The organism is Mesorhizobium sp. P2_F5 (genome assembly GCF_056403715.1).
In genome coordinates this window covers 49,806-63,888 of sequence record NZ_JBFUEY010000003.1, presented here as the reverse complement: position 1 = coordinate 63,888, position 14,083 = coordinate 49,806, and the positions used below count along the sequence as shown (strand labels likewise).

The following is a 14,083-nucleotide window of genomic DNA, read 5'->3' as shown; positions in this document are numbered from 1 at the left end:
GATCCACCTTCTCCCACAAGGGGAGAAGGACGAGGCTCCTACCTTCCCTCCCGATACCACATCGCGCCCATCGCCAGCAGCAGCAGGCCGAGGCCGAGGAAGCCGCCGAACAGCGGCACGCGGGAGACGGCTTTCAGCACGCTGTCATCGGTGCTGCGCAGGCCGATCCAGTCGGCGCCCGAGGCGGCACCCGAGGCGCGGACCGGGACGATGGAGGGCAGGGTGATGCCGCCGGTGAGCTGGCCAAGGGCGGAGGACGCCGCCAGCCGGCGCACGCTGCCGCCGGTGGCTTCCGCCGGAGCCTTCAGCCGGTTTTCGGTGGAGATGACGTCGGAGAATTCCGGCGCATTGACCGGGCCGACATGGGCAAGGGCGGTCAGGTCGCCATTGCCGATCTGGTAGAGACCGATTTCCTTGGTCTCGATGCTGCCGAGGAAGACGCCGGGTTCGGACTTTTCCAGCTTGACGATCAGCGCCTTGCCCGACGGGGTGATCACCTGGGCCGGGCCGGGGTCGTCGCTCATCGTCTGGCGGCGGATTTCCAGCACCATGCCGCGGCCGTCGGCGGTCAGCCGCTCTTCTTCGAGTTCGGGCTCCTTCATCAGCCAGTGGGCGATGCGACGATAGAGCTGGACATGCGGGCCGCCGCCCTCGAAGCCGCGCGCCCACAGCCAGCCCTGATCGGACAGAAGCATGCCGACGCGACCTTCGCCCTTGCGGTCGAGCAGAAGCAGTGGACGGTTGTCGGCGCCCTTCATCACCACTTCGCCTTCGGGATTCTGCACGCCGATGGTGCGGAACCAGCGACTCCAGTGCGGCGGCTCGGAGGCCGAGCCGTCGAGGCCGCGCGTCACCGGATGGCGCTGGCCGAGATCGGTGAGGCGGGGATAGAAGGCCTTGTCGATGACTTCGCCGGTCGGCATCGCCGGCAATGACGACATTAGCGGCGTGCGGGCAATCGAGGCGTCGCCGGCATATTCCGGCCCGGCTGCGATCAACAGCGCGCCGCCCTTTTCGACATATTCGGAGATGTAGTCGTAATAGAGGATCGGCAGCACGTCGCGGTGCTGGTAGCGGTCGAAGATGATGAGATCGAAATCCTTGATTTTCTCGACGAACAATTCGCGGGTCGGGAAGGCGATCAGCGACAATTCGTTGATCGGCGTGCCGTCCTGCTTTTCCGGCGGCCGCAGAATGGTGAAGTGGACGAGATCGACCGAGGCGTCGGACTTCAACAGATTGCGCCATGTGCGCTCACCGGCATGTGGCTCGCCGGAAACCAGCAGCACGCGCAAATTCTCACGAATGCCGTCGATCAGCGCGATGGCGCGGTTGTTGGCGTCGGTCAGCTCGCCCGGCTCGCGGTCGATGGAGAGCTCGACGATGTTGCGGCCGGCGCCTGGAATGGTCACTTGCAGCGGCATGGCCTGGCCGATGGTCGCTTCTTCGACCGCGACCTGCTCGCCATTGACGGAGACGCGGACATCGACCGGGCCGGTTTCGCCGTCTGTGGCGATGACCCGGTAGGTCATGTCGAGTGGTTTGCCGACGAGGCCGAAGCGCGGCGCGTTCTCGAAGCGGATGCGGCGGTCCTTCTCATGCTCGTCGCCGGTAATCAGCGCGTGCAGCGGGGCGTTGAAGTCGGAGGCGGCGGGCGGCGCATCATGCACCTCACCATCGGTGATCATGATCGCGCCGCCGATGCGCGATGGCGGCACGTCGCGGAAGGCGCCTTCGAGGGCTGCGAAAAGCTTGGTCTCGGTGCGCTCGTCCGCGGCTTCCGATTTGCCGGCCTCGACGACGCGCACGTCGAACTGCTTGAAGCGGCCAAGGCGCTGCTGCAGCCCAGCCAGCGCCTCGTCTGTCTGTTTGGTTCGGTCGCCTATGTCCTGGCTCTGGCTGCGGTCGACGATGACGGCAACAACGCTTTTCAGCGCCTCGCGCTCCTCATCGAGGAACACCGGGTTGAGCAGGGCGGCGCCCAGCGCAAGAAGTGCTGCAAAGCGGAAGATCGCGCCGCGCTGGCGGAACCACAGGCCGACTGCCGCCAGCAACAGCAAAGGCGCCAGCACCAAAGCCAGCAAGGGCCAGGATAGCAGCGGTTCGAAGGAGATGGACCAGTTCATCGTTTACCCTCCCCCGTGTGGGGAGGGTCGATCCGCGTAGCGGAGCGGGGTGGGGGTAGGCGACAGAGCGCTAGCGCTCCACCCCCACCCCGTCTCGCAGTCTTCACTTCGCTGCGACAGCGAGCCGACCCTCCCCACAAGGGGGAGGGTGAGGCCGCGCCGCTGGCGCCAGACAAGATCGAGACGAATTTAGCCAATACCGCCATCTCACTGCCCCAACCGTTCGAGCAAGATGGGCACGTGCACCTGGTCGGATTTGTAGTTGCCGGTCAGCATGTACATCATGATGTTGACGCCGGCGCGCAGCGCATAGATGCGCTGCATCGGGTCCGACGGCACGGTCGGCAACAGCGGATCGCCATTCTCATCGACGGCCCAGGCGCCGGCAAAATCATTGGCGGTGATCAGGATCGGCGAGACGCCGTCGCCAACGCGCACCGGCCGGTTCTCGGCATTGCTGGCGTCGAGCGAGGCTTCCACCCAGAGCGGGCTGCCGGCGAAGCGGCCAGGAAATTCGGGCAGGATGAAGAAGGATTTGGTCAGCACATGGTCCGACGGCACCGGCTCCAGCGGCGGCACGTTGAGATTGCCGAGGATGTCGCGCAGGCGCTCCGTCGCCGGGCTCGCCGAATCCGCACCGATGCCGTTGGCGAACTGGTCGCGGGTGTCGAAGAGAACCGTGCCGCCCTGCTGCATATAGGCGTCGATGCGGGCGATCGCCGCTTCGCTCGGCATTGGGGCGGAAGGGTCGATCGGCCAGTAGATCAGCGGATAGAAGGAAAGTTCGTCCTTCGAAATGTCGACGCCCGCCGGCGCGCCCGGTTCAAGCGCGGTCTTTTCGATCAGAAAGCGGGTCAGGCCCTCGAGCCCGGCGCGGCTGATCGAATCGTCACCCGGCACGCCGGTCAGCACATAGGCGATGCGGGTCTTGGCAATGTCCTCAATGGCCGCGGCGTCGCCCGGTTTGGCATCGTCGGCGCGAGCGAGGTCGGCATGGCCAAACAGCATACCGAGGCCGAGCAGCAGCGCAGCCGTCGTTGCCGCGGCCGTCCTGGCGCGGCGCGGCCGGCGCGACAACAGCCCGCCCATCCAGAACACCGCAAGCGTGTCGAGCAGCATCAGCACAAGTGCCGCGGTAACCAGCGGACCCTTGAGATCGCGCGATTCATCGAAAGCATACTGGATAGTGGTCACCGGCACCGTGAATTGCGGCCGCACCAGCGGCGCGAAGGCGGTGGCCGGGTCAAGCAGATTGTGGGCGAAGACGCCGGTTTCCGAGCCGTAGAGGCCGGGCGGGTTCTCGAACGTCACCGGCAGCGGGCCGGCGACGGGCACCAGCGGCCGTGCATCCGGCGTCGGCGGCACCAAAGAGCCGTCGGCCGCGATCATGCGATAGGGCGCCAGCGAGGTGGCGGCGGCTTCGGCGTTGGCGACCGCGGCACCCTGATTGCGCGACAGCTGCACAATGCGCCGCAGCATTTCGACGAAACTGCCGGAGATCGGCAGCGTCGACCATGTCGCTTCCGGCGTGATGTGGAACAGCACCAGCGTGCCCTTGCCCTTTTTCAGCCCGGTCACCAGCGGCGTGCCGTCGGCCAGCGTTGCCCAGGTGCGCTCGACGATGTCGGGCGTCGGCTCGGCCAGGACTTGACGGCTCACCGTGACTTCCGCTGGTGGGGAAAGGTCGGCAAACGGGCCGTTCTTTGGGAATTCGGTGACCGCTTGCGGCGTCGTCCATGACAGGGAGCCACCGAGCGAACGCTCGCCGGTGCGCAGCCTGACCGGCAGCAGGTCGTCATCATTGCCGGCGGCGGCCAGCCGCGACCCGGCAAAGCGCACCAATGTGCCACCATTGTCGACCCAGTCGACCAGCCGCTGATGGACCTGCGGCGGAATGGTGCCGATATCGGCCATGACGATCATCGCCGGCTTCTGGTCAAGGAGCTGCGGGATGGCGTCGGCGAGGTCGGCGCTCGACGGTTCGACCAGATCGGCAAAAGGCTGCAGCGCGCGCCTGATATAGTAGAGCGGCGACAGAAGTGGCTGCGCCTGGTCGGCCTCGGCCTGCGACAGCAGTCCGACGCGGCGGCGCTTCGAGCTTTCGTCGAGCACGCGCACCGCGCCTGCCTGGCGCTCGCCGTCGAGGGCGATCGAGGCGAAGTCGTTGCGCAGTTCGAACGGCACCGCCATTGTGCCGGTGGCGGTGGTTTCGCCCGGTGCGAAGGTCAGCGTCGCATCGGCGATGCGGCGGCCCTTGTCGTCGAAGGCGCCGGCGGTGACCTGTGCCGGCGCCGGATCACCCGGCGCGCGGATGGCGGTCAGCGCGAAACCGTCGACCTGGTTCTCGGCGCCGGTCAGCCCGGTCAGTGTCAGCCGGTCGGAACTGGCCCAGACAACGCGGGCGGCATTTTTCGACAACAACGTGTTGAAGGCGGCCTCGTCGCCTTTGGCGGCAAGGCCATCGGCCAGAACCGCAACGCTGGCCCCGGGCAAGGTCTCCAGCACGCCGGCAACGCGGGCATAGACGGCGGGCCGGTCGGTCGGGATCGGTCGTGGCTTGGCGGCGCGCAGTCGGTCGAGGGCGGCTGCGGCGTCGAAGGGGCCAATCTCGGCATTCGGCTTTTCGGCGGTGAAGGCGATGACGACCGGCACGCCGTTCGAGCCGGCGTCGGCGATCAGCCGCTGGGCGGTGGCGACGCGCTTGCCCCAGTCGGCGGCACTCGCCCAGTCATTGTCGATGACCAACGCCAGGGCTGCGCCCTCCGCCGGCAGTTTTTCGCGCGGGTTGAAGACGGGTTCGGCCAAGGCGGCGACGACAAGGGCGGCCATCAGCAGCCGCAGCAGCGTCAGCCACCACGGGCTCTGCTGTGGCGTCTCCTCGCGCTTCAGCACGCGGGCGAGGATCTTCAGCGGCGGAAACACCTCCGTCTGCGGCTTGGGCGGTGTCAGCCTGAGCAGCCACCAGATCACCGGCAGCGCCAGCAGGCCCCACAACACCATGGGAGCGCCAAAGGAGAGCGGCAGCCAGCTCATGTGCTGGCCCTTCCCGCGAATGCGCCATCTGCGGTCATCGCCATATGGATGCGCACCAGCGCCTCGGAGGCGAGGCGGTCGGTGTGGTTGACGGTATAGCTCCAGCCGAGCCGCTTGCACCAGCCGGCCAGCTCCTGGCGGCGGGCGGTGTAGAGCAGGCGGTATTCATCGCCGAGCATTTCGGCGCGGCCGGCGGTCAGCTTGTCGCCGGTCTCGGGATCGGTGAATTCGGTGCGGCCGGCATAGGGGAAGGTCTCCTCGGCCGGATCGGCAACCTCGATCAGATGCGCGCGCACGCCATGACGCGCCAGCACGTCGAGCCATTCCATGGTCTCCTCGACCGGATCGAGGAAATCGCTGACGATGACGATGTCGCAGAAGCGGCGGATGCTGGACAGATCAGGCTTTGCCGGGGGATCGGTGGCGTGCATCAACTGCGCTGCGATGCGCTCGGCGCCGTTGCGGGCGGTGAACGGATCGGTCAGGCCCGGCCAGGCGATGCGCTCGCCGCTGCGCGACAGCAATTCGGCCATGGCCAGCGCCAGCACCAGCGCGCGCGATTCCTTGGACACGCTGGCGCCGGTCGATTTGTAGAGCATGGAGGGCGAGGGGTCGGCCCATAGCCATACCGTGTGGGCGGCTTCCCATTCGCGGTCGCGCACATAGGTATGGTCGTCGCGGGCCGAACGGCGCCAGTCGATGCGCGAGGAATCGCCTTCGACATAGGGGCGAAACTGCCAGAAATTCTCCCCGATGCCGCGTTTGCGGCGGCCATGCCAGCCGGCAATCACGGTGTTGACGATGCGGCGCGCCTCGACCAGCAGGTCCGGCACCAGCGAAGCCCGCAACCGGCCCCTGGCGAGCGCATCGCGCGTCGCTGCCGGTGTCTGGACTTCGCCGATACGCGCCATCAGATGCCTTTGGCCAGTTTCGCCACCACGTCACGAACGGTCGTGCCCTCGGCGCGGGCGGCGAAGGTCAGCGCCATGCGGTGCTGCAGCACCGGCTCGGCCAGTGCGCGAATATCGTCGACCGACGGCGCCAGCCGTCCGTCGTAGAGGGCGCGGGCGCGGGCGCAGAGCGTCAGCGCCTGGCTGGCGCGCGGACCTGGGCCCCAGGCGACGTGCTTGTCGGTCTCGGCATTGCCCTGGCCGGGGCGCGCCGAGCGCACCAGCTTAAGGATGGCGTCGACGACGCTTTCCGGCACCGGCATGCGGCGGATCAGCGTCTGGATCTCCCTCAGCCGCGCCGGCTGCAGGACGTTTTGCGCCTTGGCGTCCTCGATGCCGGTGGTCTCCAGCAGGATGCGCCTCTCGGCCTCGATTTCGGGGTAGAGGATGTCGACCTGCATCAGGAAGCGGTCGAGCTGCGCCTCGGGCAGGGGATAGGTGCCTTCCTGCTCCAGCGGGTTTTGCGTCGCCAGCACATGGAAGGGCGCCGGCAGGTCGTGGCGCACGCCGGCGATGGTGACGTGGTACTCCTGCATCGCCTGCAGCAGCGCCGACTGGGTGCGCGGCGAGGCGCGGTTGATCTCATCGGCCATCAGCAATTGCGCGAAGATCGGCCCGGAGATGAAGCGGAAGGAGCGCTTGCCGGCCTCGTCCTGCTCCATCACCTCGGAGCCGAGAATGTCGGACGGCATCAGGTCCGGCGTGAACTGGATGCGGCGCGAATCGAGGCCGAGCACGACGCCCAGCGTTTCGACCAGCTTGGTCTTGGCAAGGCCAGGCACTCCGACCAGCAGCGCATGGCCGCCGGCAAGCAGCGCCACCAACGTGCGCTCGACCACTGCTTCTTGGCCGAAAATGACGCGGCCGACGCCGTCGCGGACCCTGGAAATATCGGCCAGCGCCGTCTCCGCCTGGGCGATCATGTCCTTTTCGCTGATCGGGCTTTCCTTGACCATCACGCTCATGCCGCATCGATCCTTGTGTTGGAAGTACCGGCTTGCATTCTCTTTGATGCATGTCGTTGACCCAGAACCGCTCGACACTTCTGGGCGACATGCATTGTAGTGCCGCAGAATGCCTCGATTCGGCCTCGCCTGGCGCCTGCATTTCAACTTAAATCACAGACTTAGGCTGACAAGCGGAACAACAGTGACTATTTCGTGACCATGACGGAACGCTCCGAACATCGCGAACAAAGCCTTACCGGTGCCACAGAGGCGCGCGGCCTGGAGGCGCTGATCTCGCGCGCGACCCGCGCCGGCAAGGGCGCGGCGCCGGTCGAGCGCTGGAATCCCGACTTTTGCGGCGATCTCGACATGGAGATCAAACAGGACGGAACCTGGTTCTATCTCGGCACGCCGATCGGCCGCATGCCGCTGGTGCAATTGTTTTCCACCGTGTTGCGCAAGGACGAGGATGGCAGGACCTATCTGGTGACGCCGGTCGAGCGGGTCGGCATCCGAGTCGTCGACGCGCCGTTCATCGCCGTCGAAATGGACGTTTCCGGCGCCGGCGAAGAGCAAATCATCACCTTTCGCACCAATGTCGGCGATGTCGTCGAGGCCGGGCCTGGCCATCCGTTGCGCTTCGTCGACGAGAACGAGACCGGCGGGCTAAAACCCTATGTGCTGGTGCGCGGACGGCTGGAAGCGCTGGTGTCGCGGCCGGTTATGTACGAACTGGTCGAGCACGGCGAGGAAATCGACATCGACGGCAAGACAATGTTTGCCGTGCGCTCGAAAGGCGAGATCTATCCGATCATGCCGGCGGAAAAACTGAAGCGGCTGAGCGCATGATGGACCAGGTGACGCCGCCGCCGTTTTCCACAGCGGATTTTCGCGCGCGGGTCGCGGCGCAGGCTGAAGCCCATGCCGGCGACGACTATGGCGACCATCGTTTCAATCCCGGCCATCCCCGTCTGAAGCAGCTGAAAGCCTTGCGCGATGCGGCGGTGCTGATCCCGGTCGTCGATCATGGGCGCGATGCGACCGTGCTCTTGACCAAGCGTGCGGAAAAGCTGCGCAGCCATTCCGGGCAGGTGGCTTTTCCCGGCGGCACCATCGATCCGACCGATCCGACGCCGGAAGCAGCGGCGCTGCGCGAAACCTTCGAGGAGATCGGGCTCGGCCACGATCGCATCGAGATCATCGGCCGCATGCCCGACTACGTCGCCGGCAGCGGCTATCGCATCGCTCCGGTGCTGGCGGTCGTCAAGCCCGGTTTTACGCTGTCGCTCAATGCCGACGAGGTCGATGCCGCCTTCGAAGTGCCGCTCTCCTTCCTGATGGATCCGGCCAATCACACCAGGGACAGCCGCATGTGGAACGACCTCGAATGGTTCTTCTACGAGATGCCCTATGGTGGCCAGCGTATCTGGGGCGTCACCGCCGGCATCATCCGCACGCTCTATGAAAGGCTCTATGCTTGAGTGATCCGATATCGCTGGCGGGCAGGGCCGACTGGCTCGGTGAAAAGCATCTGCAACGGCTGCTTGCCGTGCTGGCGCAAGGCGGCGAACAGGCGCGTATCGCAGGTGGCGCAGTGCGCAACGCGCTGATCGGCCAGCCGGTCGCCGACATCGATATCGCAACCACTTGCCTGCCTGACGAGACCATCCGTCGCGTCGAGGCGGCGGGCTTCAAGGCGGTGCCGACCGGCATCGAGCACGGCACGGTCACGGTGATCGCCGGTGGCACGCCCTATGAGATCACCACGTTGCGCGCCGACATCGAGACCGATGGCCGCCGGGCCAAAGTGTCGTTCGGACGCGACTGGAAGGCTGACGCCGAGCGGCGCGATTTCACCATCAACGCGCTTTATGCCGAGGCCGATGGTACCGTCATCGACCTGGTCGGGGGTGTCGGCGATATCGAGGCGCGCCGGCTGCGCTTCATCGGCGATGCCGAGCAGCGCATCCGCGAAGACTATCTGCGCATCCTGCGCTTCTTTCGCTTCTTCGCCTGGTATGGCGAGGGTCGGCCCGACGCCGAAGGGTTGAAAGCCTGCGCCCGGCTCAAGGATGGGCTCGAAAAACTCTCGGCCGAGCGCATCTGGTCCGAACTGAAGAAGTTGTTGTTGGCCCCAGACCCGTCGCGCGCGCTGCTGTGGATGCGCCAGGCCGGCGTGCTGACCAGCGCGCTGCCGGAGAGCGAGAAATGGGGCATCGATGCCATACACGGGCTGACCAAGACCGAGAAGGATCTGAACTGGGCGCCGGATCCGCTGCTCAGGCTGGAGGCGATCGTGCCCCCGGATGCCGCGCGGATGACGACATTGGCCGAGCGGCTGAAGCTCTCCACCAATGAGGCGGATCGCCTACGGCATTGGGCGCTGGCGGCTTCCGTCGAGCCCAAGACGAGCGAAGGCGAACTGGCCAAGAAGCTTTATGCCGGCGACCGCCAGGGTTTTGTTGACCGCCTGCGGCTGTCACTCGCCTCGGCGCGGGCGCGCGCTGTCGAGGACAATGACGCACTGACCCAGGCAGGCGGGTTTTCGCGCCTGCTGGCTTTTGCGCTGAAATGGGAAAAACCGGTGTTCCCGGTCAAGGGCGCCGATCTGACGGCACTTGGCGCGTCGCCCGGGCCGAAACTCGGCGCGATCCTGAAAAACCTCGAAAAGGAATGGATAGGCTCCGGCTTTACGCTCGATCGCGACGCGCTGCTTGAGCGCGCCGCGGAAGCCCTGAAGGCCGGGTAGGGTATCTTAGTGCCGCAATTCCCTAGGGAAAGCGCTACGCGCTTTTCCCGGGAAAACCGCTGCACACTTTTCCTGGAATTGCTTTTGTTCAGGCCGCGTCGCGGACCTTTTCGATGCGCGAACGGATCGCTTCGATCATCGTCTCGCGGATGACCGTTTCGCCATGCGTCTCGCGCATGTGGTCGACGGCGCGGCGCATGACCTCGGCCTCCTCGTCGGCACGGGTGTGCCACTCGCAGCCGGGAACCAGCGAGCCGCAATGGAATTCCTTCATGGGATTTTCTCCTTTCCTCCTGGGAGCCTGCGCCTCTCATGGGCACACGAAGCTCCGCCACCTTTGTTGCGCGCCCTGTCGTAGCAGTCGGTTTGGGGGCACGTATGGGGGAACAAGCATAACACGGTTCGGCGGTTTTGGTTGCCGTGGGCGCGAAAAAGGCGGAGCAGCGCTGCTCCGCCTCTCTACGCTAACCCGGAGAAAGACCAACTCGGTCTAGTTCCGGGCGGTCCGTCACTTCATGATCTTGACTGCCTCGGCAACTTTGTTCTTGCCGCTCATGTCCCAGGAAACGCGAACCTTTTCGCCGGCCTTCAGGCCAGGATCCTTGAAGGTCTTGGGCAGCGTAAAGGTGGATCCATCGTCCAGAACAAGGCTCATGGCCGTTCCGTCATAGGTCTTGACCGTTCCCGTGGTGTGCTTGACCGCGGCAAAGGCGATCGAACCGGAAGCGAGAAGGGCAGCGGCGGCAGCCGAAACAATGAGTTTGCGCATGGTAAGTACTCCTGGAAAAATGCGGGCATTCGATTGGGAAAATGCTCCGCTTCGTTAAGGGCCGTCTGGTTGCGTCGAGTCGCAGTTCGGGAGCGAACCACCGGCGCTTCCCGACCCGGAAACGACAAATAATCCTTTTATTTCAATTGCCTATTAGACGAAAAAGATAATCAGGGCGCCACATTGCATGCCCAGATTCGGCGAATGGGACAGCTTTGCGGCTCACGCTCCGCTCACCGAATTTTTACGGCCACCTGACCTCCGGCGGCAGGCTTGACAGGATCGAGGCGACATTGCCGCCGGTCTTCAGGCCGAAGATGGTGCCGCGATCGTGAAGAAGGTTGAATTCGACGTAACGGCCGCGGCGAATGAGCTGTTCGTCGCGGTCGTCATCGGTCCAGTTTTCGTTGAAATGGGCCCGAACCAGGTGGCCGTAGACGACAAGAAAAGAACGCCCGACATCCTGGACAAAATTCAAATCGGCGTTCCAGCCGCCTTTGTCCTCAGCTGAATGCAGCCAGTCGAAAAAGATGCCGCCGACGCCGCGCGGCTCGTTACGGTGCGGCAGATAGAAATACTCGTCGCACCAGGCCTTGAATTTGGGGTGGTCGGCGACCGCGGCGTTCTTCTCGCAGGCAAACTGCATGGCGCGGTGGAAGGCGATCGTATCGGGGTCGTCCTCGGTGCGGTGGCGGTCGAGCACCGGTGTCAGATCGGCACCGCCGCCGAACCAATGGCGCGACGTCACGACCATGCGCGTGTTCATATGCACGGCCGGCACCTTGGGGTTCCAGGGATGCGCGATCAGCGAAATGCCTGATGCCCAGAAGCTCGGGTCTTCCTCGGCGCCGGGCATCTGCTTCCTGAATTCTGGCGAGAACTCGCCATAGACGGTCGAAGTGTGGACGCCGACCTTCTCGAAGACGCGGCCCCGCATCATCGACATGGTGCCGCCGCCGCCCTTGCCCTGGTCGCGTTCCCACGGTGTCTTTTCGAAGCGGCCGGGCGACCATTCGGCCAGCGGTCCCTGCAGTTCCTGTTCGATCTGCTCGAAGGTCGCGCAAATGCGCTCGCGCAGCGTCTCGAACCAGAGCCTGGCCTTCATTTTCTTCTGTTCGATGTCGGCTGGCAGGCCTGCCGGTATTTCTGGTCGTTCCAAATCAGGTCTCCGGTCTCAGCCGACAAAGGACTCGTCTTTTCCGGGCGCGATCCCTAATCTCTTAAGGGCAAGGGTCAAGTCCCGTCTGACCACGAGCAAGGAGTTACCTCGTGCGCACCCCGGCCAGACCGCCGCTGCACGGCCTGAAGAAAAGGCTCGACCGTTCGCGCGCCGAGCACGAGCGCATGCCGCGCGACGGCTTCCTTCGCGAAACCTTCGTCCTGCCGCGCTCGGATGCGCGGCTCAAAGCCAAGGAATGGTTCGAACGCTTTCCCAAGCAAGCCTACTGGACCGAGATCGAAAGCTGGTTCGAGCGGCCGGGCGACGTCATCGAATTCACGATACGGCGGCTGCCGGCGGCGGATTAGGACTCCACCAGCAGCCGCCTTGCCCCCGGCCCTTGGGCACTCAACCGGTCTTCCTTGTTCCGCAGTGGGCATTTGTCGATCGACATGCAGCCGCAGCCGATGCAGTCGGTCAGGCCGTCGCGCAGCTTCTTCAGTTGGCTGATTTTCTGATCGAGGTTGTCGCGCCAAGCCGTTGAAAGCAGATTCCAATCCTCGCGCGTCGGCGTGCGGCCTTCAGGTAATGATTCAAGTGCAGCGCCGATTTCGGCTAGCGAAATGCCGACCTCCTGGGCAACCCGGATGATGGCCACCCGCCGCAGCACATCGCGGCCATAGCGTCGCTGATTGCCGGACGTGCGGTGGCTGCGGATCAGCCCGCGCGCCTCGTAGAAATGCAGCGCCGACACCGCCACGCCGCTGCGCATGGCCACCTGGCCGACCGTCAATTCCTTTACCGGAGCCATCTCGATTTTTCCGCTTGACCTCAACTTAAGTTGAGCTTGTAGCCAAGAAAACGTGGATGTGCAAACGAAGGAGAAGGCGATGTGCGCCTGGACGAAGATGACGGGAGTTGACGGTGAACCGCTAGAGCAGTTCACCATTTCACGGAAACGGTTAACTGCTCTAAGTCCTTGTCTTGACGCAATTCCGGACGGAAAACCGCTTCGCACTTTTCCTGGAATTGCTCTAGCCGAGCTGCCGGATGGCTTCGCCGGCGGCCATGGCGACCGACAGTGCGACGTTGATGCTGCGCGTGCCCGGCTGCATCGGGATCGTCAGCCGCGCATCCGCCGCCTGATGGACAGGATCCGGCACGCCAGCGGATTCGCGACCGAACAGAAGAACGTCACCTTTGGCGAAGGCGAAAGCCGTATAGGCGGTCGCGGCTTTGGTGGTGAGCAGCACCAGCCGGCGCGCGCTCGCTTGGCGCCAATCCTCGAAGGCGTTCCAGTCGACATGCCGGGTCAGGGCAGCCATTTCGAGGTAGTCCATTCCGGCTCGTTTGAGCGCCTTGTCGGAGAGCGGGAAGCCGGCCGGCTCGATGATGTCGACGCCGAGACCGAGGCAGGCGGCGAAGCGCAGGATTGTTCCGGTGTTGCCGGCGATGTCAGGCTGGTAGAGGGCGATGCGGAGACCAGAGTTCATTTCCGCGTCTTTCTAATAAGTGGCAGATCGGCCACAGCGGACTCCTGGTTTTGGAAATTGCTGGACCTGCGGGTGGCCATTTTCTGCGAAGTCGATTATACCGCACGCATTGTCAACCCGAACCGATGGAGGGGTATTTCATGATGACCATGCACATCCAGCGCCCCTCTCGTGGGCTTACCTGCCTGCCGGCGGTATCGGTACGACGATTTACCTGACTTCTGAGATCTGATCGCACCGATTCCCGCCGAACCCAGTTTTCGGCTTTCGAAGGAATCCTGCGATGTTTTTCAACCTGTTGAAGGGGCCAAGCGCCCCACCTGAGCGTGTCCTGACCGAGGCCTGTTCTCGCGTCCCGACCGATGCAATCCGCGCCTCCCGCCGAATGCCGGCGCACGATGTTGCTTCGCCTTTTTATCTCTATTTTCACACGGAGGACGGACCGATGTTCGATCCCTACAGAATACCTGGTTCAAGAAGCCTGCACGAGCGCAAGACGGCGACCTGGGCGTTGCTGATCGGCGAGACCTATTCGTCGGCGGTTCACGCCGAGAGCCGCCGGCGTCCGCATCGCGGCATGTTGCCGGATGTCGATTTCTCGCGTGCGGTTCCCGACCACAGCCGGCCGTCGTTGGTGCGCCGGATCATCCGGCTGATCCGACCGGGCACGAAAAACCGGGCTGGCGGCGGCGTGCCGTCAGCTCAGTCGAACGCGGCTGTCGGCGAAAAGCCCGCAAGTCCCTATATTGCGCGAAGCAGGACCGATGGCCCGGGTGATTCCGGGCCGTCGGTCCCCGACTTCGTACGCTCCGGGGACCTTTCCCACGCCGCGTGAGCGGAAAACTGATTTGTGAGCA

General features: G+C 64.6%; 14 protein-coding genes. 5 read left to right on the top strand and 9 right to left on the bottom strand.

All coding sequences use genetic code 11. The annotated features are described in order from the left end of the window. Window positions 1–38: 38 nt before the first annotated feature. From AC1DYO_RS04325 to AC1DYO_RS04310, 4 genes are all read right to left on the bottom strand, one after another. Window positions 39–2,126: a hypothetical protein gene (locus AC1DYO_RS04325; RefSeq protein WP_477260663.1), complete on the bottom strand. Its 2,088-nt coding sequence runs from the start codon at window positions 2,124–2,126 to the stop codon at window positions 39–41. A 207-nt stretch (window positions 2,127–2,333) separates the two neighbouring features. Continuing rightward, window positions 2,334–5,159: a DUF4159 domain-containing protein gene (locus AC1DYO_RS04320; protein WP_477260661.1), complete on the bottom strand. Its 2,826-nt coding sequence runs from the start codon at window positions 5,157–5,159 to the stop codon at window positions 2,334–2,336. Further along, window positions 5,156–6,070: a DUF58 domain-containing protein gene (locus tag AC1DYO_RS04315; RefSeq protein WP_477260659.1), complete on the bottom strand. Its 915-nt coding sequence runs from the start codon at window positions 6,068–6,070 to the stop codon at window positions 5,156–5,158. Before AC1DYO_RS04315 ends, AC1DYO_RS04320 begins: the two co-directional genes overlap by 4 nt. Continuing rightward, a complete protein-coding gene (locus AC1DYO_RS04310) occupies window positions 6,070–7,074 on the bottom strand; it encodes an AAA family ATPase (RefSeq protein ID WP_477260657.1) in 1,005 nt (334 codons plus the stop codon). The genes AC1DYO_RS04315 and AC1DYO_RS04310 overlap by 1 nt, the downstream gene beginning before the upstream one ends. A 201-nt stretch (window positions 7,075–7,275) precedes the next feature. Here AC1DYO_RS04310 and AC1DYO_RS04305 point away from each other — a divergent pair, with 201 nt between their 5' ends. From AC1DYO_RS04305 to AC1DYO_RS04295, 3 genes are read left to right on the top strand one after another with little or no spacing between them, the layout of a single operon-like run. Beyond that, window positions 7,276–7,905 carry a DUF1285 domain-containing protein gene (locus AC1DYO_RS04305; RefSeq protein WP_477261447.1) on the top strand — a complete coding sequence of 210 codons (630 nt, stop codon included), beginning with the start codon at window positions 7,276–7,278 and terminating at the stop codon, window positions 7,903–7,905. Further along, entirely contained in the window at window positions 7,905–8,537 is a 633-nt protein-coding gene (locus AC1DYO_RS04300; protein WP_477261445.1) for a CoA pyrophosphatase, read from the top strand. Before AC1DYO_RS04305 ends, AC1DYO_RS04300 begins: the two co-directional genes overlap by 1 nt. After that, on the top strand, window positions 8,534–9,805 hold the full coding sequence (locus AC1DYO_RS04295) for a CCA tRNA nucleotidyltransferase (RefSeq protein ID WP_477260655.1): 1,272 nt from the start codon (window positions 8,534–8,536) through the stop codon (window positions 9,803–9,805). Before AC1DYO_RS04300 ends, AC1DYO_RS04295 begins: the two co-directional genes overlap by 4 nt. 88 nt (window positions 9,806–9,893) lie before the next feature. On the opposite strand, the gene AC1DYO_RS04290 is transcribed toward AC1DYO_RS04295, so the two are convergent. The 3 genes from AC1DYO_RS04290 to hemF form a co-directional block, all read right to left on the bottom strand. Continuing rightward, entirely contained in the window at window positions 9,894–10,079 is a 186-nt protein-coding gene (locus AC1DYO_RS04290; RefSeq protein WP_112561098.1) for a DUF1059 domain-containing protein, read from the bottom strand. 234 nt (window positions 10,080–10,313) lie between these two features. Beyond that, window positions 10,314–10,574, bottom strand: a complete 261-nt coding sequence (locus AC1DYO_RS04285) for a DUF1344 domain-containing protein (protein ID WP_477260653.1) — start codon at window positions 10,572–10,574, stop codon at window positions 10,314–10,316. Window positions 10,575–10,818: 244 nt separating this feature from the next. Beyond that, window positions 10,819–11,733 (bottom strand): oxygen-dependent coproporphyrinogen oxidase, encoded by a 915-nt coding sequence (gene hemF, locus AC1DYO_RS04280; protein ID WP_477260651.1) that lies wholly within the window; start codon window positions 11,731–11,733, stop codon window positions 10,819–10,821. Between the two features lie 110 nt (window positions 11,734–11,843). Between hemF and AC1DYO_RS04275 the strand changes: the two genes are divergently transcribed. Further along, window positions 11,844–12,101 carry a hypothetical protein gene (locus AC1DYO_RS04275; RefSeq protein ID WP_112396426.1) on the top strand — a complete coding sequence of 86 codons (258 nt, stop codon included), beginning with the start codon at window positions 11,844–11,846 and terminating at the stop codon, window positions 12,099–12,101. Here AC1DYO_RS04275 and soxR read toward each other — a convergent pair. Continuing rightward, entirely contained in the window at window positions 12,098–12,544 is a 447-nt protein-coding gene (soxR, locus tag AC1DYO_RS04270; RefSeq protein WP_477260649.1) for a redox-sensitive transcriptional activator SoxR, read from the bottom strand. The genes AC1DYO_RS04275 and soxR overlap by 4 nt on opposite strands. 223 nt (window positions 12,545–12,767) lie before the next feature. Continuing rightward, the gene (locus tag AC1DYO_RS04265; protein WP_477260647.1) at window positions 12,768–13,226 is read right to left on the bottom strand and encodes a tRNA (cytidine(34)-2'-O)-methyltransferase; all 459 of its coding nucleotides are present in this window, start codon (window positions 13,224–13,226) and stop codon (window positions 12,768–12,770) included. Between the two features lie 445 nt (window positions 13,227–13,671). On the opposite strand from AC1DYO_RS04265, the gene AC1DYO_RS04260 reads away from it, so the two are divergent. After that, entirely contained in the window at window positions 13,672–14,061 is a 390-nt protein-coding gene (locus tag AC1DYO_RS04260; protein WP_477260645.1) for a hypothetical protein, read from the top strand. Window positions 14,062–14,083 lie beyond the last annotated feature (22 nt).